The 25,210-nt window shown below is 35.2% G+C and carries 27 protein-coding genes; 4 read left to right on the top strand and 23 right to left on the bottom strand.

The genetic code is table 11. From position 1 onward, the window contains the following. Positions 1-197: 197 nt before the first annotated feature. The 18 genes from LF886_RS12170 to LF886_RS12085 all read right to left on the bottom strand — a co-directional run bounded on the left by LF886_RS12170 (position 198) and on the right by LF886_RS12085 (position 15,230). Positions 198-1,118: a T9SS type A sorting domain-containing protein gene (locus LF886_RS12170; protein ID WP_236849815.1), complete on the bottom strand. Its 921-nt coding sequence runs from the start codon at positions 1,116-1,118 to the stop codon at positions 198-200. Between the two features lie 209 nt (positions 1,119-1,327). Further along, entirely contained in the window at positions 1,328-2,707 is a 1,380-nt protein-coding gene (locus tag LF886_RS12165) for a dipeptidase (protein ID WP_236849814.1), read from the bottom strand. 157 nt (positions 2,708-2,864) lie between these two features. Further along, entirely contained in the window at positions 2,865-3,143 is a 279-nt protein-coding gene (locus LF886_RS12160) for a hypothetical protein (protein WP_236849813.1), read from the bottom strand. Between the two features lie 140 nt (positions 3,144-3,283). Then, complete coding sequence (locus LF886_RS12155) at positions 3,284-4,429, bottom strand: class I SAM-dependent methyltransferase (RefSeq protein WP_236849812.1); 1,146 nt, start codon at positions 4,427-4,429, stop codon at positions 3,284-3,286. Positions 4,430-4,471: 42 nt separating this feature from the next. Beyond that, positions 4,472-4,912 (bottom strand): DinB family protein, encoded by a 441-nt coding sequence (locus LF886_RS12150; RefSeq protein WP_236849811.1) that lies wholly within the window; start codon positions 4,910-4,912, stop codon positions 4,472-4,474. Positions 4,913-4,921: 9 nt separating this feature from the next. Then, the gene (locus tag LF886_RS12145; protein ID WP_236849810.1) at positions 4,922-5,371 is read right to left on the bottom strand and encodes a hypothetical protein; all 450 of its coding nucleotides are present in this window, start codon (positions 5,369-5,371) and stop codon (positions 4,922-4,924) included. A 15-nt stretch (positions 5,372-5,386) separates the two neighbouring features. Further along, complete coding sequence (locus LF886_RS12140) at positions 5,387-6,550, bottom strand: methylmalonyl-CoA mutase family protein (RefSeq protein ID WP_236849809.1); 1,164 nt, start codon at positions 6,548-6,550, stop codon at positions 5,387-5,389. Positions 6,551-6,675: 125 nt separating this feature from the next. Then, positions 6,676-7,032, bottom strand: a complete 357-nt coding sequence (locus LF886_RS12135) for an FtsB family cell division protein (protein WP_103234308.1) — start codon at positions 7,030-7,032, stop codon at positions 6,676-6,678. 5 nt (positions 7,033-7,037) lie between these two features. Beyond that, the gene (gene udk, locus LF886_RS12130) at positions 7,038-7,652 is read right to left on the bottom strand and encodes a uridine kinase (RefSeq protein ID WP_045497309.1); all 615 of its coding nucleotides are present in this window, start codon (positions 7,650-7,652) and stop codon (positions 7,038-7,040) included. A gap of 209 nt (positions 7,653-7,861) precedes the next feature. Then, positions 7,862-8,167, bottom strand: coding sequence for an ATP-dependent Clp protease adaptor ClpS (locus tag LF886_RS12125; RefSeq protein ID WP_236849808.1), 306 nt, complete (start codon positions 8,165-8,167; stop codon positions 7,862-7,864). 10 nt (positions 8,168-8,177) lie between these two features. Then, a complete protein-coding gene (locus tag LF886_RS12120; protein WP_236849807.1) occupies positions 8,178-9,536 on the bottom strand; it encodes a hemolysin family protein in 1,359 nt (452 codons plus the stop codon). A 267-nt stretch (positions 9,537-9,803) separates the two neighbouring features. Then, a complete protein-coding gene (gene atpG, locus LF886_RS12115; RefSeq protein WP_236849806.1) occupies positions 9,804-10,667 on the bottom strand; it encodes an ATP synthase F1 subunit gamma in 864 nt (287 codons plus the stop codon). Between the two features lie 76 nt (positions 10,668-10,743). Next, positions 10,744-12,321 carry a F0F1 ATP synthase subunit alpha gene (gene atpA, locus LF886_RS12110; protein ID WP_109738607.1) on the bottom strand — a complete coding sequence of 526 codons (1,578 nt, stop codon included), beginning with the start codon at positions 12,319-12,321 and terminating at the stop codon, positions 10,744-10,746. A 16-nt stretch (positions 12,322-12,337) separates the two neighbouring features. Further along, entirely contained in the window at positions 12,338-12,877 is a 540-nt protein-coding gene (gene atpH / locus LF886_RS12105) for an ATP synthase F1 subunit delta (RefSeq protein ID WP_103234313.1), read from the bottom strand. Between the two features lie 2 nt (positions 12,878-12,879). After that, positions 12,880-13,377, bottom strand: a complete 498-nt coding sequence (locus LF886_RS12100) for a F0F1 ATP synthase subunit B (RefSeq protein ID WP_109738606.1) — start codon at positions 13,375-13,377, stop codon at positions 12,880-12,882. Between the two features lie 82 nt (positions 13,378-13,459). Continuing rightward, on the bottom strand, positions 13,460-13,654 hold the full coding sequence (gene atpE, locus LF886_RS12095; protein WP_002979108.1) for an ATP synthase F0 subunit C: 195 nt from the start codon (positions 13,652-13,654) through the stop codon (positions 13,460-13,462). Positions 13,655-13,701: 47 nt separating this feature from the next. After that, positions 13,702-14,799: a F0F1 ATP synthase subunit A gene (gene atpB, locus LF886_RS12090; protein ID WP_236849805.1), complete on the bottom strand. Its 1,098-nt coding sequence runs from the start codon at positions 14,797-14,799 to the stop codon at positions 13,702-13,704. A 59-nt stretch (positions 14,800-14,858) separates the two neighbouring features. Beyond that, positions 14,859-15,230 carry a hypothetical protein gene (locus tag LF886_RS12085; protein ID WP_236849804.1) on the bottom strand — a complete coding sequence of 124 codons (372 nt, stop codon included), beginning with the start codon at positions 15,228-15,230 and terminating at the stop codon, positions 14,859-14,861. 157 nt (positions 15,231-15,387) lie between these two features. Between LF886_RS12085 and ffh the strand changes: the two genes are divergently transcribed. Further along, positions 15,388-16,749: a signal recognition particle protein gene (ffh, locus tag LF886_RS12080; RefSeq protein WP_236849803.1), complete on the top strand. Its 1,362-nt coding sequence runs from the start codon at positions 15,388-15,390 to the stop codon at positions 16,747-16,749. 71 nt (positions 16,750-16,820) lie between these two features. Here ffh and LF886_RS12075 read toward each other — a convergent pair whose 3' ends face one another. The 5 genes from LF886_RS12075 to LF886_RS12055 form a co-directional block, all read right to left on the bottom strand. Then, positions 16,821-17,483, bottom strand: coding sequence for a porin family protein (locus LF886_RS12075; RefSeq protein ID WP_236849802.1), 663 nt, complete (start codon positions 17,481-17,483; stop codon positions 16,821-16,823). Between the two features lie 68 nt (positions 17,484-17,551). Continuing rightward, positions 17,552-18,217 carry an outer membrane beta-barrel protein gene (locus LF886_RS12070; protein WP_236849801.1) on the bottom strand — a complete coding sequence of 222 codons (666 nt, stop codon included), beginning with the start codon at positions 18,215-18,217 and terminating at the stop codon, positions 17,552-17,554. A gap of 76 nt (positions 18,218-18,293) precedes the next feature. Then, positions 18,294-18,950: an outer membrane protein gene (locus LF886_RS12065; protein ID WP_236849800.1), complete on the bottom strand. Its 657-nt coding sequence runs from the start codon at positions 18,948-18,950 to the stop codon at positions 18,294-18,296. A gap of 473 nt (positions 18,951-19,423) precedes the next feature. Then, positions 19,424-20,089 (bottom strand): porin family protein, encoded by a 666-nt coding sequence (locus LF886_RS12060; protein WP_236849799.1) that lies wholly within the window; start codon positions 20,087-20,089, stop codon positions 19,424-19,426. Positions 20,090-20,209: 120 nt separating this feature from the next. Continuing rightward, positions 20,210-21,169 carry a PhoH family protein gene (locus LF886_RS12055; RefSeq protein WP_236849798.1) on the bottom strand — a complete coding sequence of 320 codons (960 nt, stop codon included), beginning with the start codon at positions 21,167-21,169 and terminating at the stop codon, positions 20,210-20,212. A 133-nt stretch (positions 21,170-21,302) separates the two neighbouring features. Here LF886_RS12055 and LF886_RS12050 point away from each other — a divergent pair, with 133 nt between their 5' ends. The 3 genes from LF886_RS12050 to LF886_RS12040 all read left to right on the top strand — a co-directional run bounded on the left by LF886_RS12050 (position 21,303) and on the right by LF886_RS12040 (position 25,114). Beyond that, a complete protein-coding gene (locus LF886_RS12050; protein WP_236849797.1) occupies positions 21,303-22,130 on the top strand; it encodes an S-adenosyl-l-methionine hydroxide adenosyltransferase family protein in 828 nt (275 codons plus the stop codon). 63 nt (positions 22,131-22,193) lie between these two features. After that, positions 22,194-23,501, top strand: coding sequence for a dihydrolipoamide acetyltransferase family protein (locus LF886_RS12045; protein WP_236849796.1), 1,308 nt, complete (start codon positions 22,194-22,196; stop codon positions 23,499-23,501). A gap of 179 nt (positions 23,502-23,680) precedes the next feature. Further along, entirely contained in the window at positions 23,681-25,114 is a 1,434-nt protein-coding gene (locus LF886_RS12040) for a serine hydrolase domain-containing protein (protein ID WP_236849795.1), read from the top strand. Positions 25,115-25,210 lie beyond the last annotated feature (96 nt).

The raw sequence follows: 25,210 nt of genomic DNA, 5'->3' as shown, positions 1-25,210 counted from the left end.
TTTTGAGCAAATATATGTTTTTTAATTAAAAAGCCAAACAGGTTAATATTTTACATTTTATATCAAATTAACATAATATATTTTAATCAAAATAAATAAAGATATTAAAACTATAGAAAAGTTATATTTCCAAAATACCATCTATAAATAAAACAATACACTAAAAAATAGACCTATTTTCAGTTCAATAAAATAATTTACTTAATAATCACTTTTTCTGTAAAATTTCTTCCTTCTGTTTTTATATTTACGAAATATGTACCTACTGATAAGCCTCTTACATCTATTTTGTTGTTGCTTATTTCAGTCTTTACAAGCCTTGCGGAAGTGTCATACATCTCTACACTTTTCACTTTGCGGACAGAATTAATATGTATAAAATCAGTTGCAGGATTAGGATAAAGAGATATTTCTTTAGCATTTATCTTAGAATCTTTAACTCCCATTACCTGCAGTTCACTATTTACTTTAATATTATCAATATAAGCAGATCCTAATGCATTATTGTGTACAAAACGCAATTGATTGATATTGAGCGAAGCAGCAGGCAATCCTGTATAAATTAAACTATCATTAACGTAATACCTTACATCCGTGGTAGTTCCTACGACCTTAAACCTGTACCAGGTATTAGGAAGCCAGCTTGAAGGGATAGAAATCAAATCCTGTATGCCAGACACGGTATTCAGAATTTTCATCAATCCTATTTTATCAAAATCCAATCTTACAACATACTGATCATCAATATTGCTCACCCCTTGAAAGCCAAAATCAGAGCCGTTAAGCTGCGAGATATTAATATCAAATGATACCGAGAAGTTATTGAAGGGAAGAGGTGCTGATAAATTATAAAAGCCTCCGATGATGGGATCAGACTGGGTTCCGTAGACATTTTCTTTGACAATTCTCAGAGAACTGCTTCCATCACTGGCTTTATCTATAGTGATGATCTGATTGGTCACATTTTCCGGCACTCCTCCTGTAGGGGTACTGATCCACCCTGCTTGTCCGTTGATATTTCCAACACTGAATCCTTCATTAGATTCAAAAGATACAGTTTGTTGGGCAAAAATGCACACTGAGCAAACAATAAATGCAATTGAGTAGTATTTTTTCATGGTAAATCAAGTTTTGTATTAAAAATATAAACTTTCCACGAATGGTGAAATAACTTATTGCAAATAAAAAATAACCGTTTTATTTTCAGGGATTTAATTTTCAAATTCCTAAAAAAAGCCCCTTAAAAGTCTATTATCTGATTCAAAAAAGCAAAAAAAATAAGGTATTTCTTTGCAGAAACACCTTATTTTTTTTGCTTTTTATTGAATTACTTTGAATAATTTTCAAAAAACAATGGAATACTTTCAATTCCTTTATAGAAATTAAATAATCCATAATGCTCGTTTGGAGAGTGAATCGCATCAGAATCCAACCCAAAGCCCATCAATACAGACTTAGCTCCTAAAACCTGCTCAAACATGGCTGTAATCGGAATACTTCCTCCTCCTCTGTAGGGAAGAACTTCTTTTCCGAATGCTGATTCCATAGCTTGTTTTGCTGCAGCAAATTCTTTGGTATCCGTTGGTAAAACGTAAGGCATTCCTCCGTGGTGAGGCGTTACTTTAATTTTTACTGTATCCGGAGCAATTTTTTCAAAATATTTCGTGAATTTCTCTGTGATCTCCTGAGGAGTCTGGTAAGGCACCAAACGCATAGAAATTTTAGCAAATGCTTTTGAAGGAATTACCGTCTTCGCTCCTTCTCCTGTATAACCACCCCAGATTCCGTTGCAGTCTAAAGTAGGACGAATAGATGTTCTTTCCAAGGTTGTATATCCTTTCTCCCCTTCAATATTACTTAATCCGATTGATTTTTTGAATTCCTCCAGATTATCTTTCAATTTATTCATATCAGCTCTGTCTGCATCTGAAACGGCTTCTACGTTGTCATAGAAACCATCAATGGTAATATGACCATTTTCATCAATCAGATTAGCGATCATTCTTGAAAGAACGTGAATAGGGTTTGGAACTGCTCCTCCGTAAAGACCTGAGTGCAGATCTCTGTTTGGACCTTCCACTTCTACTTCTACATAACTTAAACCTCTTAATCCTGTAGTAACAGTCGGTTGTTCGTTGCTGTAAATATGAGTATCGGAAATTAAGATGCAGTCGCAAGCTAATTTCTCTTTATTTTCATTTACCCATTCTCCTAAGCTTACAGATCCTACTTCTTCTTCTCCTTCCAGGATAAATTTAACATTACAAGGAAGAGCATTGGTTTTCATCATAGCTTCGAAAGCCTTCAAATGCATAAAGAACTGTCCTTTGTCATCAGCAGAACCTCTGGCAAAAATTGCTCCTTCAGGGTGAAGTTCAGTTTTCTCAATATAAGGCTCAAAAGGTGGTTTTGTCCATAGTTCCAATGGATCAGCCGGCTGAACATCATAATGTCCATATACCAATACTGTAGGTAAGCTTTTATCTAAAATCTTCTCTCCGAAAACAATTGGATACCCTTTTGTCTGGCAAATTTCAACATTGTCAGCGCCTGCATCTTTAAGGTAAGCCGCCACTACATCTGCACATTTCAAAACGTCATCTTTATACGCAGGATCTGCAGAAATAGAAGGAATTCTCAATAACTCAAATAATTCATCCACGAAACGCTGTTTGTTTTCGTTAATGTAATTTAATGTCTCTTGCATTGTAAAATTTTATTTTGTTAAAATTAAAAAAAATGCCTGGCAGGACCAAGCAAAAAGGCAGTATTTTATGAACCTTATGCTAATGAGCCCTATAGCGATCTTTTTCATAAAAAAATGCCCTGCAGAAACAGGGCACTTGTATATCTTATACGACTAATTAGTGTTCAGCTTTAGGAGCTTTTTCTGCTTCAGCAGGTTTTGCAGCAGCAGTACTGTCTGTTTTGTGAGCTTCAGGTTTTGCAGCTTCTTCTTTGTGTCCTTCAGCGGCAGTAGCAGCCTCATGACCGTGTCCGTGAGCTTCTCCTCCCTGTGCGTCATCAGAATATCTTTCTACTCCTTCTTCTAGTTTTAGAGTGTTCTTATTCCCACCAGCAGATACTTTTTTACAGCTTACAGCTACAGTTGCAATAGCTAAACATATAATCAATTTTTTCATATGCAAAATTTATTTTTTTTTAAAAGTCATATAAAACCGCCTTATTGTAGTCTGTTCTGGTTATTTAAACAGCGAGCGATTTCATGCTTATATTTTTGATTGCCCAAAATTAAGAAATCCTATATTTTTCAGCAACATTTTTATACTGATTTTAAAATAATTTTCCCTTTTTTGGATTGTGTAAAAATAAGGTAGTGTTCTCCCCCGTCTTTCAACCCGTATTTCTTTTTGATTTCTTCAGGTTTTAAAGGATAGTTTTTTGAAATGATATTGAACTGACTTTTCTTCTTAATCTGTTTAGAATCAATTGATTCAATCTCAAAAAATCGCCCTGGAAATTCCTCTTTCTTTTCGTTGGAAGTATAAAAATGGCTGTTTGGGTGAAGTTTTTTCAATCCGAATTTTTCTGAAATCAAATTAAAGACACCCGCCTTCAAAATAGCATTATTGGGAATATAAATGTACTTTTCAGGTTCCGAATACTCCGATTCTGCAGTTTCCTCTTCTCCAAATGTAAAGGTAAAAGCAGATTCACCACTCTCAAGGTTCACACAGTTGCATATAATTCCATCCTTATTTTCATTAGATAAGAAAACAACGACTTCCTTTACATCATTTTTCAAAGCAATGATCTCAATCCTTGAAATATCAGGTAACACTGAAACAAGATATTTAAGATCAATAAGCGGAGAGAGCTTAATCACCACCTGATTGGAGATAGAAAGTAACTTTTTCTGAATTTCAAGAATATCAGGAGATAAGTCTTCCAAAAGAAAAACTTTATTTTTATGCTGGTCTCTTCTTGCTGGATCAAGGTAAATAACGTCAAAATGTTCCTGATTCTCGTTCAGGAAATCTTCCAGTTTACGGTTGATAAATCTCGCCTGACGGCCTAAAGTACTCCAGTTATTTTCAACAATCTCTAAAAGCTCCGTATTTTGCTCTACCAGAGTAATATCATCAAAATTTTGAGAAAGATAATAGGCATCGATACCAAAACCGCTTGTCAGATCAATGAATTTCCTTCCTTTCAAGATTCCGGATTTGTACAGGGCTGTTTTTTCTGATGAAGCCTGTTCAAGATTCAACTGTGGCGGAAAAATAATGCCTTCTTTCAAAAGAAAAGGAAATTTTCTCTCTGCTACCTGTTTTCCTTTGATCTGCTGTACAATTTCATGCATGGAAACTTCTGGAAATGGGGATTTTTTCAGTAATAATGCATGTAAATCTGTATTCAGATTTGCATTGATATAATGTTGAACGTCTTTGTTGAGTATTTTAACCACAGATTTTTCCCAGATTGTAAATAATAGATAGTATGCTAAAAATTATCTTTTATAAAAAATATAATCAGTCAATAGCGGGGGTATACCATTCTGTTTCAACAAAGAATTGATCTGTCCTCTGTGATAAGTAGAGTGATTGACCGCGTGAAAAAGCATTTCAAAAATACTGTTATCGAATTTTGTTCCTCTTGAATTCTGATACTCTATCCTTTTCTCGAGATCAAGATTATTTATAATATCAATGCTTTTAAGAAAGTTCCCATGGTTGATCTCATCAAGGGATTCAAAAAGATTGATCTGCCAGACTTCAAAAGTTATTTCGCCCAATATTCTTGCATTCCAGATCTGCTGAGCATTTATTGTATGATTAATGAGACTGATTGTCTTCTCATCCAAAGCTTCTTTATTTTCAGAAATAACTTTAATCATTTCACGGTTGAAATGATAGGTATATTCAAATAAATCAATCAGTTTTTCTTTCATTAGTAAAAACTATAAATTGTTATCTTTATGCAACGTCAACACATTTGGGGACGTAGGATCAATATCTGTCGGGTTTCTATTTTCAAAGTCTAAAAATAATAGAAATTCATTCTCACTAACAAATTTGATAAGTCCACTTAAAAACTTGCTTTCTTCAAGTTTATTATTGAAATCATTGTATGATGCAATCAAATTAAATTTAACAACTTTTTTTGAAAAATCCGTAGTATATTTTACATGCGCAACTTTACCTTTATTGGGTCCGTCAGGAATTATATGATTTCTACCGTCAATATTCAGTCCATCAAGTTCTACTTTTACAAAACCATCGGAAAAAAATGTAAATGATCCGTTACTAACAGCATCTGTTCCAACCCATTTTCCGTATAGATTTTTCTCAGTTTGAGAAAAACATACTCCAAAAAACAATAAAAGGAAAATTAGAAAACTTTTTTTCATAGTATGATTAATGTTTTATTCAAACATTTCAGCCCAACGTACTGCTTTTATCTCTTTTTCGTTGTAAAGATCTGCAATAGACTTTTTAACGTCTAGTTTAGGGTATAAATTCACTCCTATCAGCTTTATTTTCACTTCTTCAATCCATTGCTGCTCTTCAACAGCGTGATCATAGATCTTTTTCTGTACAACTCCTTGCTTTATAAGTTCAAGATATCCTCCTGCTTCTTCAATTTCAATGAATAGCGCCCATGACTTTTCTGCAATCTGCTGAGTAATGTCTTCGATATAGTAACTTCCATTAGAGGCATCTTCAAATACATTGATAATACTTTCATAAGCCAGCACAATCTGTTGTTTGAAAGAAATCTCTTCTGAGTTATCAGTACTTCTGGCTACAAGGTAGTTATTGGTAAAAACAGCATCTGCTCCTCCTATCATTGCCGAAGCAAGCTCTAAGGTTGAGCGGATAAGGTTGTTTTCATTATCAGCAATGGCTTTATTTCTCTGCGAAGTTTCTGCAAAGATGTAAGGGATTTCATCCATCCCGTATTCCTTGGAAAGTTGATTGAAAAGTATTTTAAAAGCTCTCAGTTTTGCCATTTCAAAGAAATAACTGCCACCTACTGCTATTCTGAAGATCAGTTTATTTAAAATTTCTGCTCCATATACTTCTACCAGTTCCTTAGCTTTTGCTAAAGCAAAACCAAGCTGCTGATAAATAGCTGCTCCGGCATTCTGATGCAGTGAAATATCTACACAAATATTTCTTTTAAAATCTTTTGCCAGTAATTCTTTTGCCAGCTGATCATCAATGTTTCCTTCTTTTTCATTAAAAACATCGATCAAAGAAAAATACTGGTCTTCCTCTTTGGGACTGATGTGTCCTGCAAGGTCTTTATTATTGATAAAAATAGCTTTCTGATCAAGATTTTCTACATTCTGATCCAAAATAAATGCAAATACTTCATCTTCCAAACTTTCATGGTATCTTGCTACCAAATGGGTACTTTCCTCAACTCTAGGCAGGTTTACCAAAGGTTTCTGAACTTCTGTATAAAAAGGCTTCACCTCTATTCCTTCTAGATTCTGTTTTTCTAAAATGGGATAAATGTCCTCTGTTTTAAGTTGTTTTTTGACTAAACTCTCCCAGTTTGAAAGGATATCTGTATTTGACATTAGTTTTATTTTTTATGAATTGTCTATGATAAAGTTGGCTCCACAAGTAAATTTCCATTACATTGAAAAATTGACAAGCAAAGCGAATTGACTATTCACCATTGACCTATTTTATTCGACTTCTATTATTTTTTAGGCACCTTTGTGCTGTCTACCACCAAAATGAAGATTTCTTCATTCGGTTTCTTCATAAAATAATTTTCTCTTGCGTATTTTTCTTTCTCTGACTTGTTGTTCATCAGTTTTTTATAAAAAGCATCGTTCTTATCATATTCTTTTTTATAATAGTCCAGTTGCTCTTCATACTTGTGAATCTCACCATTCAGTTCGTTAATAACAAGAAATGAGGTTTTATCGAAAAAAACCATCCATACCAAAAACAGACAGATCGTAATGGTATACTTATTCAAAACATATTTCTGGATAAGTTTGAATGTTTCAGATTTCGGCTGAATGTCTTTGATAAGGTTGTTTTCTTCCATTTTTTTTAATGTTTTTTCAACGAGTTTTTAATAACAGTAGTTAAAAAATCAATCGCTACGGAATTCTGTTTCATATTAGGGATAATAAGATCGGCATCATTTTTAGATGGCTCGATAAATTCCTGGTGCATTGGTTTCAAAGTAGTCTGATAACGGTGTAGTACCTCGCTCAGATCTCTCCCCCTTTCCTGGGTATCTCTTCTGATCCTCCTGATCAGCCTTTCATCAGAGTCTGCATGAACGAATACTTTCAGGTCAAACTCTTTCAGTAGTTCTTTATTGGTCAATACCAGAATTCCTTCTACTACCAATACGTTTTTAGGTTCTACAGTGACATGATCTCCTGTTCTGGAATGAGTGACAAAGCTATAAATCGGCTGTTCAATAGGCTCATTATTCTTTAAAGCTTTCACATGTTTTATCAATAATTCAAAATCTATAGACTTCGGATGGTCATAATTCAGAGCCTCTCTTTCTGTCAGTGTCAGACCTTGGTTGTCGTGATAATAATTATCCTGAGAGAGGATATTCATTCCCTCAATATCAAGCTGCTGAAGTATCTTATCAACAACTGTAGTTTTGCCGGATCCAGTACCACCAGCAATTCCTATTACAAGCATTCTTTTTTGTTTCTTTATAGTTGGTACAAATATACTATTTTAGATAAAATATGACAATGTAAGAATATTGAGAAATTAAAAGATTAAAGCATTTAAAGATTAAAAGATTTCCCGAAAGGCCATTACTCTTTGTGATGTATTGCTATTACTTGATTTTCATCTCCGGATTTAATAAAAAAAACCGACAATTAATTTGTCGGTTTTTTATTTTATACGATTTCGCTTGTTAATTCGCGCGAAATTAATTTGTCATGCATAGGTTTCAAAACATCTATTGAGCCTGTTTTCACAGTACATTTACCTTTGTAGTGAACAAGGATTGTACATTGCTCGGCCTGTTCCAAAGAATGTTTACAGATTTCGATCAGGCAGTCTATTACATAATCAAATGTATGAATATCATCATTATGCAATACGAGTTTATAAACTTCATCTGTATCATCCAAAACGAGGACTTCTTCTTCATACTGACGTTTTGGGTTTTCGTAGTCTTTAATGCTATTATAAAAATTCATCCTAACGGTTTTAAACTTCTCCAATTTTATCTGCTAAATGATCTATAGCATTAGGTTCCTGATAGATCAGCTCTACAAGCTCTACACTCTTATTATTCATTTTCAGAATTTTGAAGTGATAATCCTCAAGGTCAAACTCCTGATTTTCTTCCGGGATTTCTTCCAATTCATAAAGAATGAATCCGGCTAATGAATTATATTCACTTTCTTCGGAAAGAGGAAGTCTTTTTGGCAAGAATTCATTGATTTCGTCCAAAGGCTGTGTAGCCTGTACCCAATAGGTATTGTCCGCTATTTTATCAACGATCTTTTCTTCATCGTCTTCTTCATCCTGAATTTCTCCTACCAGTTCTTCCAGAATATCTTCTAATGTGATAATCCCTTCAGTTCCTCCAAACTCGTCTATAACGACCGCTATATGTTGTTTTTTAAGCTGGAATGTTTTCAGTAAGTCTGATACTTTCTTGCTTTCTACTACGAAAAACGCATCACGCATCAGATCTTTAAGGTCTTCATGATCCAGGTCTCCTTTTCTTTTAACAAATTCTCTGATGATTTCTTTTGTATAGAAAATACCAATGATATTGTCAATAGAATCAATATATACAGGAATACGCGAATATCCGCTATCCATAATCTTGTTGATAATGTCGTTGACATCTTCTTCAAAATCGATGGAAGTGATATTTTGTCTTGGAACCATGATCTGTTTAGCAGAATGATCTGTAAAATCAAATGCATTTTTGATGATCTCATAGTTTTCTTCCTCAATTTCTCCGCTGTCAGCACTTTGTTTTACCAAAAGCTGAAGTTCCTCAGTAGAGTGAATCTCCTGTTCGGAAGCCGGGTGGATTTTAACCAATCTAAGGAAGCCATTTGACATCGAGTTCATCAACCAGATAAATGGTTTAAAAACCGTGTAAAAAACCCTCAATGGAACCGCAGTTGCCATAGTGGTTGCTTCAGATTTTCTAATCGCGATTGATTTTGGAATAAGCTCACCAAATACAATATGCATAATGGTAATCAATACAAAACTTGTCACTACCGAAATTGTAGTAATCGTTGTCTGAGTCAATTCAATGCTCAAAGACGCGAAAATATTTTCAACAATATGATGCAGGGCACTTTCCCCTACCCATCCAAGGGCAAGTGATGCCAATGTAATTCCTAATTGTGTGGCGGAAAGATATTCATCAAGATGTTTGATGATATGCTCTGCCTGTTTAGCCATAGAATTGCCTTCTGCAGCTTTTAACTGAATTTGTGAGTAACGAACTTTAACAATTGAAAATTCTGCGGCTACGAAAAAGCCATTTAGTAAAACAAGAAATAAGGCCAGCAAAAGCCTGACTATGTCCGAGTCCATTTAGAAGTTGTATAAATTTTATTAGCTACAAAGATATGCAAAATAAAAATAACCTGAATCGGGATAGATTATTTCAATTGAGTATTTTTTGAAAGAAAAATATGAAGGGATAGGATGTGGCTATTTTCCAATAAAAAAATATCTGAAGGGCAACTTTCATTTCTCCGTAAAAAGAGACCTTTTGGGTAATAAACAGCGGTTTTAACCTTATATAACTAAAAAAGCACCGAATGTATCGGTGCTTTAATTGTATGTTAAAATAATTCTTTATGAATTTTTCAAAGCTTCTGCTCCGGAAACAATTTCCAAGATTTCATTGGTAATTGCAGCCTGTCTTGCTTTGTTGTAGAAGATCTTAAGATCATTTCTCAAAGATTCTGCATTGTCTGTAGCTTTGTGCATTGCTGTCATTCTCGCTCCGTGCTCAGATGCTACTGAATCCAGAATTGATTTGAAAACCTGAGTTTTGATAGACTTTGGAATCAAGTTATCCAGAATCTCAGCTCTGTTAGGTTCAAAAATGTAATCTGTTTCCACCTGTGGCTCTGTGTTTTCAGGCATCAGAATCGGAAGAAGTTGTTCTGTTGTTACTTCCTGAGTCGCTGCATTAACGAATTTATTGTAGATAACATATACTTCGTCAAATTTACCTTCTCTGAAGCTTGTCATTACTCCTTCAGTCATATGAGCAACTGCATCAAAGTTCAGATTATCATAAACAGAACTTCCATTAGCATATACCGAACGGCTTCTTCTTACAGCATCAAATGCTTTTTTACCTACAGGAAGAACTTCAACCTCGTATTGAGAATTGTTCTGAAACTGAAGGTTAAGCTCTTTTACAATTGAAGAGTTAAAAGCTCCTGCAAGACCTCTGTTTGAAGTAACAGCGATAAAAAGTATTCTTTTAACCTCTCTTTTCTGAGCATATACAGAAATCTGATCAGGATCTGAGCTAGAATTTACATTCTGGATAAGCTCCTGTAATTTTTCAGAATATGGTCTTAGCATTACGATTGCGTCCTGTGCTTTTTTAAGTTTCGCAGCGGAAACCATTTTCATAGCACGGGTAATCTGCATCGTAGATGAAATTGACGTAATTCTTCCTCGTATTTCTTTTAAGTTTGCCATTAATTTGGGTTCAAAGTTTATGGTCTAAAGTTTAAGGCTTAAAATGTTATCTTTTAAACCTTAAACATTTATTTTTTTAGTTGTATTTAGAAGCTAAATCGTTAGCAGCCTGCTTAAGAACACCTGTAATATCGTTATCGATTTTTCCAGACTTAATAGCAGCCATTGTATCAGGGTGCTTAGATCTTAGGAATTCGATGTACTCGTGTTGGAATTCTTTAATTTTGTTCAAAGGAACGTTTCTCATTAAGTTTTCTGTTCCAGCATATACGATCGCTACCTGACTGTCTACAGGAAGTGGTGCATTTACCGGCTGCTTAAGGATTTCTACGTTTCTTTCTCCTTTAGAGATTACTGCTAAAGTAGAAGCATCAAGATCAGAACCGAATTTCGCGAACGCTTCTAGTTCTTTATATTGAGCCTGGTCTAATTTAAGAGTACCAGAAACTTTTTTCATTGATTTGATCTGAGCATTACCTCCTACTCTCGATACAGAGATACCAACGTTGATCGCTGGACGAACCCCTGAGTTGAATAGATCAGACTCCAAGAAGATCTGTCCGTCTGTAATAGAGATTACGTTTGTAGGGATATATGCAGAAACGTCACCAGCCTGAGTTTCAATGATTGGAAGAGCAGTTAATGAACCACCTCCTTTCACGATTGGTTTAAGAGATTCTGGCAAATCGTTCATTTGCTTAGCAATGTTATCATCAGCGATTACTTTTGCAGCTCTTTCCAATAGTCTTGAGTGAAGATAGAAAACGTCTCCAGGATAAGCTTCACGGCCCGGTGGTCTTCTCAATAGTAGAGAAAGCTCACGGTAAGCAACAGCTTGTTTAGATAAATCATCATAAACGATAAGCGCTGGTCTACCAGTGTCTCTGAAGAACTCCCCGATAGAAGCTCCTGCCATTGCAGAATATACCTGCATTGGAACTGGATCTGATGCGTTAGCCGCAACGATTACAGTATATGCTAAAGCTCCTTTATCAGAAAGCGTTTTAACGATTTGTGCTACAGTAGAAGCTTTCTGACCGATCGCAACATATATACAATATACAGGGTTACCTGCATCAAAAAATTCTCTTTGGTTGATGATCGTATCAATCGCAACAGTAGTTTTACCTGTTTGTCTGTCACCAATGATAAGCTCTCTCTGACCTCTTCCTACCGGAATCATCGCATCAATTGCAACAATACCTGATTGTAAAGGCTCAGTTACCGGCTGTCTGAAGATAACTCCAGGAGCCTTTCTTTCCAATGGCATTTCGTATAAATCCCCAGTAATAGGACCTTTACCATCGATAGGGTTACCAAGAGTATCTACTACTCTTCCTAACATTCCTTCTCCTACTTTGATAGAAGAGATTCTGTTTGTTCTTCTTACTGTATCACCTTCTTTTACTAATTTACTTTCACCAAGTAAAGCAACACCTACGTTGTCTTCTTCAAGGTTAAGTACAATACCTTCTACATCACTAGAAAATTTCACCAACTCTCCGTATTGTACGTTTTCTAACCCGTATACACGAGCAATACCATCACCGATGGTTAAAACTGTACCTACTTCCTCAACGTTGGATTGAGTATCGAAGTTGGCCAATTGCTGTTTTAAGATCGCAGATACTTCTGCCGGATTTATTTCTGCCATTGTATGGTTGTTTTTCTTAATTTAATTGGAAATCTTTTTTAACTTGGTTAAGTTTTGTCTTCACAGACGCATCTACCTGCTGGTCACCTACTCTCAGAACATATCCTCCAAGAATTTCAGGCTTTACAATTACTTTCAAATCGAAGTTTGAATCAGCATTTACAAGATTGGTAGATCTTAAAATCTGGTCAAGATTTTCTTTTGAAAGCGGAGTTGCTGTAGTAAGCGTTACTCTTTGTATACCACTAAGGTCTTCTACTTTATTGATAAATTCCTGAGCGATATTTTTCAATTGGTTTTCACGTCCGTGTTTAATCACCAATCTGATCAGATTTTGGGAAGAAACAGATAAACCTTTGAAAATTTCGTTTGCTACTTCTATCTTCTTTTTTGAATCGATGTAAGGAGTCATGAAAAATTTATTTAAGTCCGCAGACTCTTTCATGATCTTTGCTACATCTTTCATTTCAGAAAATACAGTAGCCGTTTGACCTGATTCGTTGGTGAAGTCAAGTAAACCTTGTGCGTATCTTTTAGCTACTTTAGATGTAAGCATTCTTAGTTAAGGTTTGATTTGTTTAAATAATTTTGAACTAATTCGTTTTGAGCTTCGTTGTTATCCAGCTTTTGTTTCAAGATAGACTCAGCAATATTTACAGATAAAGTACCAATTTGAGTTTTGATGTCTGCCATTGCAGCATTTTTCTCAGCGTTGATTGTCTGTTTAGCAGCTTCGATCATTTTGTCTCCTTCAGCTTTAGCAACATCTTTAGCTTCCCCTACGATTCTGTCTTTAATCTCTCTAGCTTCTTTAAGGATAGCATCTCTTTCGATTTTTGCTTCACGAATGATTCTTTCGTTATCCTCTTTTAAAGTTTCCATTTCTTTTCTAGCTAATTTAGCTTGGTTAAGAGCGTCAACAATAGATGTTTCTCTGTCATTGATAGACGTTAAAATAGGTTTCCAAGCGAATTTACCTAACAAGAATAATAATGCTAGAAAAATAACAGATTGGATAATAAATAATCCTGATGAAAACTGATGAATTAATTCCATTATATAAATGTATAAATAATTATTACTTTTTTAAAGAACCATTATCTGCAACCAACCGTTACAGATAATGGTCTGATTTTAATTAGTTTACTGCGAATAGAGCAGCAAACGCAACACCTTCTACAAGTGCAGCTGCGATAAGCATAGCTGTTTGGATTTTTCCAGATTGCTCAGGTTGTCTAGCGATAGCTTCAAGAGCAGCAGCTCCGATTTTACCAAGACCGATACCTACACCTAGTACTACGATACCAGCACCTACAATTTTAGGGATTTCCATAATATATAATTTTAAAAAATTTGTTTTACTTTAATTAACTCTTTCAATTAGTGAGCAGCATGATGTTCGTGCTCGTGCTCTTGTACTGCCATTCCGATAAACAAAGCTGATAACATTGTAAAGATATAAGCCTGTAGGAATGCCACCAATACTTCTAGTAAATAAATTACCAATGTAAGGAATGGGAATGCAACACCTGCAATAATATTCTTAAATACGTAGATCAATCCGATCAAACTCATTACTACGATGTGACCTGCAGTCATGTTTGCAAAAAGACGGATCATCAATGCGAATGGCTTCGTGATTGTTCCTAATAATTCGATAGGAAGCATGATCAGTTTCATTGGAACAGGAACTCCCGGCATCCAGAAGATGTGTTTCCAGTAATCTTTATTCGCTGAGAATGTTGTAATCAAATAGGTAAGGATAGCCAGGAAGAATGTCATTGTAATATTACCTGTAACATTGATTCCGAAAGGCATTAATCCTAAAACGTTAAGAAAAAGAATAAAGAAGAATACAGTTAATAAATAACCCATAAATCTCTTATACTTATGTCCGATATTTGGGATTGCAACTTCGTCTCTTACAAAAACAATTAGAGGTTCTAAAAATCTTGCTACACCTGTAGGAACAACTGATTTTTTATAAGATTTAGCCATTCCACCGAATAACACTAACATAAAGATTGATACCAATAAAATCATCAGTACACTTTTTGTAATAGAAAGATCTAATGGCTTTACGTTAGTTGGGTGACCGTGATCATCAAGAGTTATAGTTCCAGCAGCATCAGTCTTATAGATTTTCTCATGGTGCAGTACATAAAAAGAACCATCTACTTCAGTAGGCTCTCCGTGCATAAACCCTTCTTTGTTACTCATGAAAGCGTGAAAACCGTTATCATATACAATAACAGGAAGAGGGAAACCGATGTGGTGACCTTCTTTATCAACCATCAATGTGAAATCATGCGCATCCAACAAGTGATGATCGATGAACTCTTTGTTTTCTTTGCTTACTTTGTCTTTCTCTGAAAGCTCTTGAGCAGGAGCTGCCCCAGCAGGAGCCTCACCGTGCTGTGCAGACACTAAGTTTAATACAAAAATACTGTAGAATAAAACTGCGAATTTCTTAAACATTGATAGGTTTTTTTCGTTGTGCAAAAATATGATATTTTTTCTATTTTCAATAAATTATTTTACTGTTTTTTATCATGATTAATCAGCTTGATCGCATAGTAGGTAAGCATTGCTGTCAGGACAAAATACGGAATGATGAAATGAAATTTATAGTCTGGAATGACTTCAAAGTTCAGTTTTTTTCTGATTAGGTACATTAAACCAAATTTTAAAAGGATCAAACCAATAACAGACAATCCTAAAAATTGCGGGGCTACTCTATTAATTAAAATAATAAGAGTGATCATCATCATAAACATGACGCTTAGAAAAAGATAAAATTTAATGATTGTAATTTCATCCAGATGAAAAACAAATTTCCAAAGGGAAAAATGTACAAGAAACGTCAGAAAGAATAAAATGACAACAAGAATATTAGGATTGATTTTCATTCTAAATTTTAATTGATCGCAAAAATAGACTTTTTCTATCGTATTATGATATGATTTGATATATATCATTTTTTCTTATATATATAATATTACGTGCCGGACACTTTAGATGTGCTAAAAATTCCTTATTTTTGCAAACCTATAATTTACAATCAATATGTTTAATAGTTTACAGGATAAATTAGACAAGGCATTACACAATATTTCCGGTAGAGGAAAAATTACAGAAATCAATGTAGCGGAAACCGTAAAGGAGATCCGTAGAGCATTGGTAGATGCCGACGTTAACTATAAAGTTGCAAAAGATCTTACCAAAAGAGTTCAGGATAAAGCATTAGGAGAGAACGTTCTTACTTCCCTTACTCCGGGACAGCTGATGACCAAAATCGTTCATGATGAACTTGTGGGACTTATGGGAGGTTCTCAGGAAGGGATCAACCTTTCTGGAAAGCCATCTGTAATCCTTATCGCAGGTCTTCAGGGATCTGGTAAGACTACTTTCTCAGGAAAGCTTGCTCATTATTTACAAACAAAAAGAAATAAAAAGCCTTTATTGGTAGCATGTGACGTTTATCGTCCTGCAGCAATTGATCAGCTGAAAGTATTAGGAGGACAGATTAATGTTCCTGTCTTTACTGAAGAGGGCTCTACTAATCCTTCTACCATTGCTGAAAATGCAATCAATTTTGCAAAAGCCAACAATCATGATGTAGTAATCGTGGATACCGCAGGTCGTTTGGCGATTGATGAGCAGATGATGAACGAGATCAAATCTGTACATTATTTCATCAAGCCACAAGAGACTCTTTTCGTAGTTGACTCTATGACAGGTCAGGATGCTGTAAATACGGCAAAAGCATTCAACGATGCATTGAATTTTGACGGGGTTGTTTTAACGAAATTAGATGGTGATACAAGAGGGGGTGCTGCACTGACAATCCGTTCTGTTGTTGAAAAGCCAATCAAATTTATCTCTACAGGGGAAAAAATGGAAGCTTTAGACCTTTTCTACCCGGAAAGGATGGCAGACAGAATCCTGGGAATGGGAGACGTTGTTTCCTTAGTAGAAAGAGCTCAGGAGCAGTTTGATGAAGAAGAAGCTAAAAAACTTCACAAAAAAATCGCTAAAAATGAGTTCGGTTTTGATGATTTCCTTAAGCAGATCAACCAGATCAAGAAGATGGGTAACATGAAGGATTTGATGGGAATGATTCCTGGGGTTGGAAAAGCGATCAAAGATGTAGAAATCAGTGATGATGCATTCAAACACATCGAAGCGATTATCTATTCTATGACTCCTGACGAAAGAAGAAGACCTTCTATCATCAACACTCAGAGAAAAGGCAGAATTGCTAAAGGTGCCGGAAGAAAAATCGAAGATGTAAATCAATTGATGAAACAATTCGAACAGATGGGTAAAATGATGAAGATGATGCAGGGACCTCAAGGAAAGCAGATGATGCAGATGATGAGCAAAATGCCGAATATGCCCGGAATGCCTGGTATGGGTGGAAAATAAAAAAGACAAAATCAGTCATAAAAAAACTCTCAGGATTTCTGAGAGTTTTTTATTTTTATGGAAATACTTGTTTATTTAAACTTGTATCCTACTCCTAACTGGAAGAAATTCATTTTTAATTTCTCACCATCTACAGGGTTTTTGATCATATTAGTAAGACCAAAGCTATAGCGGGCATCTACAAATAACCCCTTGTATACATTATAATCTGCACCAAAGAACAACCCGAAATCTGTAGATTTTAGCGTATCGTTCAGGTATCTTTCTACATAACGCTCTCCTTCTGCTATCCCTGCAGGATTTGTCATACCTGCATTTGGACCGCTCATTTCAAATTTCACTTTGTTATTGGTCTTAAAACTCACATACGGACCTGCATAAATTCCCAACTCCGGCGTTGCATAATATCTTGCGGATACAGGAATTACAATTCTGTTCAGGTTCATCTTTTCTGTTACCGTAATACCTGGTAGTGAAACTTCTGCTTTTCCACCAAGGTTAGCATATTCTACCTCTCCCTGAATCGCAAATTTGTTATTGAATTTATGTTCAACCAAACCTCCGATATAAAACCCTGACTTGGATTTTAAACCTCCTTCAATTCCCCCAAATTCAAAATCACCTTCATTAGAGTTCAATTTTGACAGAGCGTAACCTGCTTTTACGCCAAATGTAGTTTGGGCATTTAATCCTGCAAATAAAGCAATTGCAGATGCCAATAAAATTTTTTTCATGATTATTATGATAAATAGTTTTAAATTAAATAGTCCTAAGATAGATCTCAGGACTAATTTATTATTTATTATTTTGCAAATACATATTTCACTCCAAAAGTTACTGAAGTTAAGCTGATACCGAATTTATAGTCATCGGCTCTTCTAGCTCCGTCAATATCTCTTTTGTAAGTATTGTATCCAAACTCCCCTATTGTAGCTTCAATTGACCAGTTCTTAGTCACGAAATAATCCAGACCCGGTTTAATATTCACTCCAATGTTCGTATAGTTATTTTTTTGTTTAAACGGAGCGGAAAGTATAGGATCTCCACCGTCACCTTCGCTGTTAAAATCCACTTTTTCCTTTCCAAATTCCAATGGAACCTGCAATTGTCCAAAGATGTATAATTTATCGGATAAAGTCCAGTATTTTCTCACGAATGGAGCAACAACAAATGCGTTATCCGTATCTTTAATTTCAATTGTATTAAGGGATCCAAAACCACTTACTTTATATTTTGTAACAGCATTTTTATAACCTATACCAAGGCCTACAGCTAAGTTGCTATTAACGAAATACCCTATTGTAGGAAGGATTCTGATCACATCATCTTTTCTTCTGCTACCAGCATCATCATTATTTTCGCTGTGATAATATCCTACCTGTCCTGAAAGATAGGACGTTCCTTTTGCAATCTGCGCATTTGATAAACCGAAAAGCGCAACAGCGCCCATCAATACGATTCTTTTCATGATTATTATATTAGTTTTTTTATTAAAAAAAGCCCTAAGGGTTAACTCAGGGCTTTCTTGCTATATGCTTTGTTTATTACTTTGCAAATACATATTTAACTCCGAAAGTTACTGAAGATAAATTCAATCCGAAGTTATAGTTGTTTGTAGCATCACCATCTTTTGGCTTGTAGTTGCTATAACCGAACTCACCGATAGTAGCTTCGATAGACCAGTTCTTGTTTAAGAAATAATCTAAACCTGGCTTCACAGTAACACCGATTTTAGTGTACTTAGCTTCAGTAGAAGTAGAGTTTGAAACAACTGTATTTCCTGTAGTAGCTACAGAACTGTTTTCAACCTCAGTTTTTCCAAACTGCATTGGTACTGCTAATTGTCCGAAGAAATATAACTTGTCAGACAAAGTCCAGTATTTTCTTACGAAAGGAGCAACAACAAAAGCTGGAGTTTTAGTAACGTTCTCGTTTACAATTGTAGTGTTTCCTAAAGTTGCAGTAGTAGTGGTAGTGTTCTTTTCAGTTTGGTAACCAATTCCTAATCCAACTGCTAAGTTAGTGTTTACGAAATATCCAACTGTAGGTAATACGTTGAAGTTTTCTTTTTTAATGTTTCCGTTGTTAGATTCTACTTGAGAATAACCAACAGATCCTGATAAATATGTAGTTCCTTTAGCAATTTGAGCGTTTGATAAACCAAAAAGTGCAACAGCACCCGCTAATAATATTTTTTTCATTTTAAAAAATTTTAATACTTTCTGAGGGCAAATTTACAGTGGCTACCACGAATATTAAAATTTGTTAATGTGATTAATATCATTGTTAAAATTCAGGGTTTTGTAAAAATAAATCCTATTCGGGAGAAGTCTTTGGGTTTTTCACAATATTATGAATAAAAAAACTACATTTTATCAACAAGAGACAGATATGTTTACTTTTTTAGATTTTACTTTTTTTTCTAAACCCCCATGAATTCTACAAAAATACCAAAATTAATTAACCTAAAATATTAATTTTTAAGTTATTAACTCTTAAAATCTAAACAAATGTTTATTGTTGAGGAATAATTTCGTCTTTTCTAATCGCTGTAGGTTGATTATATTAAAAAAATCTGATACAATATTCGTATAAGCTATATATAAGCTACAAAAAAGAAAGCAGGACAATTTTGTCCTGCTTTATGTTATAATCTGATATTAAAATTTCAGAATTAGTTTCCTCCGAATTTGAAACCTACACCAATTTGTGCAAAGCTGTTAGTCGCTTTTTCGTTCCCATCTGGATGTTTTGCAAGGTTAGAAATTCCAAGATTATATCTTGCATCAAAGAACAATCCATTTTCTAAAGCATATTCTGCACCAAGGAAAGGAGCGATGTTCAAAGTATTCATTTGATCTTTGATATCTCTTTCATCGTCTGCATTAATCTCAAATCCTGGAATTCCGAATCCGAAATCAGCGGTAAGCTTTTGTTTAGCAGAAAGAATAAATCCGAAACTTGCTCCTGCAGAAACTGACAACCCTTCAGTGATGAAATATTTAGCAGAAATAGGAACCAATAAAGTATGATAAGTCTGCTTTGCCTTTACATTTAAAAAAGTAGTTGGATTATCAGGATCAGCTTCAGCTACGTTTACCTTTCCTCCAAGTGGCGAGTATAAAAGTTCTCCCTGAAGAGCAAATTTATCGCTCAATTTGTATTCAGCAATACCACCAATATAGAAAGTATGTACAGGATCTGAAGTTTCAGACTGTCCGTCTCCTTTTAATTTAACTGTAGAGTAAGAGTATCCAGCTTTAGGACCAAATCGAAATTCTTGTGCGTTTGCAGAAATTCCCATAACAGCAACGGCTGCAACAAGTAAAAGTTTTTTCATGTTTTAATTAGTTTTTACATTTAAGGATTGCAAAGCTAATTATTTTTTTCAAATTAACAAATTTTAATAAAATAATTAAAGGTTAATGAAAGGTTAATAGGAACTTTTACTTATTCAGAACTACTCGTTTCTCAATCTTTTATCTTCATCATTATAGGCAAGGATAATCTTTCTTACCACAGGGTGTCTTACAACATCCTCTTCTGTAAGATGTACAAACCCGATCTCCTTTACTCCACTTAAAATTCTCATAGCCTCTTTCAGCCCTGACTGTTGATTTTTTGGAAGGTCAATCTGGCTTGGATCTCCTGTAATAATGAACTTGGCGTTCATCCCCATTCTGGTAAGGAACATCTTCATCTGCGCATGAGTGGTGTTCTGTGCTTCATCAAGAATCACAAAGGCATCATCCAGGGTACGTCCTCTCATAAAAGCCAAAGGAGCTACTTCAATCACTTTTTTCTCCATGAATCCCTCCAGTTTCTCATGGGGAATCATATCACGAAGTGCGTCGTATAAAGGTTGCAAATACGGATCCAGCTTTTCTTTAAGGTCACCCGGCAGGAATCCCAGACTCTCGCCTGCTTCTACAGCCGGTCTTGTCAGGACAATTCTTTTTACTTCCTTATCTCTCAATGCTCTTGCCGCCAATGCGACACTGGTGTACGTTTTCCCGGTTCCTGCAGGACCTATGGCAAATACCATATCCTTTTTCTCCGTTTCCTTTACCAGCTTTTTAAGATTGGTAGTCTTAGCCTTAATGACTTTTCCGTTGACCCCTTTTACAATAATATCCTGATCAAAGATCAGATGTTTCTCGTTTTCATCTTTAATATTCAATATATTTTCAACGTCTTTCAGTTCTATTGAATTGTTTTTAGAGATAAATGCGACAATGTCGTTCAGTTTTTGCTTCAGTATGTCTAAAGCTTCCTGATTTCCCATTGCAAAGATAACATGATCTCTTCCTGTAATTTTAATGGTTGGAAAGCTTGATTTTAATAAGTTGAAATATTGGTTATTAACTCCATAGAAGACTTTCTTGTCGATATCTTCCAAATCATATGTTAATTCAAACATGCAGTATTTTATTTATTAGATTTTAAAATTAAAGCTTTTTTTCAAATTTATATCAAATTCTTTTCAACAATCTTTCGGGCTTTCTTTTTATTTTAAATAACTTTGCAATACTACACTATTCTATAAATTGCTCATGTCAATTATTACCCTTACTTCGGATTTCGGAAATTTAGATTACAGAGTTGCTGCTGTGAAAGGCAAAATCCTGTCTCTAAACCCTGAGGTTAATATTATTGATATAACCCACGACATCCAGGCATTCAACCTTATACAGACTTCGTACATTGTAAGAAATGCCTATAAATATTTCCCGAAAGGAACCATTCACATCCTTTCCGTAGACAGTTTTTACAACAAATCAAGAAAAAATCTCATTTATAAAGCTGACGGATCTTACTTTCTGGCGGCCGACAACGGACTTTTGAGCCTTATATTTTTCGACATTAAGCCGGAAGCGATCTATGAGCTTACATTGAACAACCGTTTTGATGACATCATCGACTTTACTTCAACAGATATTTTTGTTCCTGCGGCGGTACATCTTGCCAATGGTGGACTTCCTGAAGTAATAGGACGAAAAATACATTCGGCTAAACAGCTGATGTTCGCAAGACCGGTTTATAATGAATCGGAAGGTATGATTATTGGTGATGTTGCATATATTGATAATTTCGGAAATATAATCTCAAATATCAACAAAGATTTTTTCGAGAATATCAGTAAAGGCTACAACAGTTTCACGATAAAATTCAGAAATCTGAGTCTTTCAAGGATATTTTCCAGCCATACAGAAGTTGTTTCAGACTGGGAAAGGGAGACCGAATTCCACGGGCAGTCGGCTGCAATCTTCAATGACAGTCAATTATTGGAGCTTACGATCTACAAAGGAAGTAAGAAAAATGGCGCTAAAAGCCTGTTTGGATTGAATGTAGGTGAAAATATCTACATCGAATTCAGCTAAGATTATATATTTCATAAAAAAACCGATTTTTTTTATATATTTGTCAAAATCTAAAAATCAAAAATGGCAGAATACAAATTATTGCTTCCTTCCATGGGAGAAGGTGTTATGGAAGCGACAATTATCACTTGGTTATTCAATGAAGGTGATAGCGTAAAGGAGGATGACTCCATAGTAGAAATTGCAACAGATAAAGTAGATTCAGACGTTCCGACACCAGTTTCGGGGAAAATAGTAAAGATTTTAAAGCAAAAAGATGAAGTTGCAAAAGTAGGTGAAGCCATTGCTATTTTAGAAATTGAAGGAGAAGGTTCAGCTTCAGAAGAAGCAGCCACTGAAACTCCGGCAGCTACTCCGGATGCTAACACTCTAAAAGCAATTGAAGAGCCTCTACAAACAGCTGCTGCTTCAAATGTAGAATTTTCAGGAGACCTTTATTTATCTCCACTTGTAAAATCTATTGCACAACAGGAAAATATTTCTGAAACTGAACTGAAATCCATCAAAGGAAGCGGTTTGGAAGGAAGAATTACAAAAGAAGATATATTAGCTTATGTTGCTAACAGAGGAAGCCAGCCGGTTCAGCAGGCAGCTCCTGCACAAGCAGCTTCAGCTCCAAAACCAGCGGTATCTGCTCCTGCAGCTACTATCTCAGTAAATGCTGGTGATGAGATCATTCCAATGGACAGAATGAGAAAGATCATCGCTGAGAACATGGTAAAAGCAAAACAAATTGCTCCACACGTGACTTCTTTCATCGAAACAGACGTTACCAACGTTGTAAAATGGAGAAATAAAAACAAAGCAGTTTTCGAAAAACGTGAAGGTGAAAAACTTACGTTCATGCCAATTTTCGTAAAAGCGGTAGTGAAAGCAATTCAGGATTTCCCAATGATCAATGTTTCTATCAATGGTGAAAATATCATCAAAAAGAAAAACATCAACATCGGTATGGCGACTGCCCTTCCAGACGGAAACCTTATTGTTCCTGTTATCAAAAATGCAGATCAGTTATCTCTTTCAGGCCTTGCGAAAGCAATCAACGACCTGGCTTACAGAGCAAGAAACAAAAAATTAAGACCTGAAGATACTCAGGGAGCAACGTATACAATTTCTAACGTAGGAAGCTTCGGAAACCTTATGGGAACACCGATTATTCCTCAGCCTCAGGTAGCTATCTTAGCAATCGGAGCTATCGTTAAGAAGCCTGCAGTTCTTGAAACAGCTGACGGAGATGTAATCGCGATCAGAAACTTAATGTTTATGTCTCACTCTTATGACCACAGAGTGGTAGACGGATCTCTAGGAGGAATGATGCTGAAGCACGTTCACGACTATCTTCAAAACTGGGATCTGAACACAGAAATATAAGTAATGAGTAATCAGCAATAAGTAATTTTGCCGATTTTAAATACAAAACCTTCGATTAAATCGAAGGTTTTTTTATTGGAAAAAAGCTGAACATTTTATACAAATAACTTACAAACAATGTAACAGAGGGTGTCACTCAATTGTCTTATATAAGAACCATAAACCCGAATTCTCCACACATGAAACAAATTCTTTTAGCAGCATTTGCATTACATATTTCCACGACCGCTTTTTCGCAGCAAACCAATCAGTCTAAATTGATTGACAGCTATGTGAAAGAAGCAATGAAGAACAATAAAATCCCGGGAATGGCTCTTGGAATTATTAAAGACGGCAAAGTAATTTTCGAGCAATATTACGGAACGGAAAATCTGGAAGACCTCAAAAAAGTGAGCCCCAGTTCGATGTTTAGAATCTACTCTACTTCAAAATTAACAGCCAATGTCGGTATTTTTCAACTGATTGAGCAGGGAAAATTATCTTTGGAAGATAATATCTCCAAATATGTTGAAAATATTCCCAAAGAATGGCAGGAAGTAAAAGTAAAAAACCTGCTGACGCATTCTTCCGGAATTCCAAATTTTATTGCTTTTGAGGATATTTCGGTTAATGATTCCAACGCAAAAGTTATTGAACGTCTTTCCAAAGAAAAAATGGATTTTAAAACAGGAAATGAATTCAGATACAATCAAACGAATTACATGCTGCTTACCATGATCATAGAAAAGATTACAGGGAAGTCTTTCGATGATTTTATTATAAGCAACCAATTTTCTGATGTAAGAAACCAGGTCTATTTCTCATCAAATTCTCTTGAGCAGATTCCCAACAGAGTTCAGAAATACAACTACAACAATGAAACAAAACAATATGAGAAAACGCCATTTGACAATGGCGTAAGATCACATTCCGGAAATGGATTGGCCATTACCCTTCCCGCTTTTTTACAATGGAGCAGCCATCTCAGCAAAAACGATCTCCTAAATCAAAACACAAAAGAGATGATGTGGAAACCGTTTGATTATGGAAACAAAAAAGATTCTTTTGCCTACGGCTGGGAGATCAACAAAGCGAACAACATTCCGTCTTATGGCTTTTCTGGTGGAAATGTAAGCGCTTACAGAGTGTTCCCACAGAATAACATGGCCATTATTATGATGTCGAACGGATATAATTTCTTCCCGGCACAGTACCATATTGTCAACCATATTGCATCCATCATTGATAAAAATCTAACCGACGCTTATTCTATAGCTGAAGAATCTATTATTGCTGAATTTGCGAAAGCCAGCAGTCCAAATGCAGAAAAAAACTACTTTAATATCAAAGCTAAAAATCCAACATGGGATTTTGAAAACACCTTGAATAACGTTGGGTATATTTTAATGAGAGGTTCAAGAGTGGATGACGCTGTTAGAGTTTTTGAATTGAATGTAAAGGAACATCCACAATCCGGAGGTGCTTATGACAGCCTGGGAGAAGGTTATTTCAATGCTAAAAACTATCCTTTGGCGTTAAAAAATTATAAAAAATCTCTTGAACTGGATCCACAAAACACAAATGGTTCTACTATGATCACTAAAATAGAAGCTCTTCTCGCTCAGAAAAAATAATTAAAAATCACATAATCTCACTCAACAAAGTCCTGACAAAAGTCGGGATTTTTTATTTGATTTAAACATTATTTATTTTATTCAAAATTCATACTA

This window comes from Chryseobacterium sp. MEBOG07 (assembly GCF_021869745.1).
GTDB lineage: Bacteria > Bacteroidota > Bacteroidia > Flavobacteriales > Weeksellaceae > Chryseobacterium > Chryseobacterium viscerum.
Note: the sequence above shows the minus strand (reverse complement) of the source record. Positions and strands in the feature narration are given on the sequence as shown.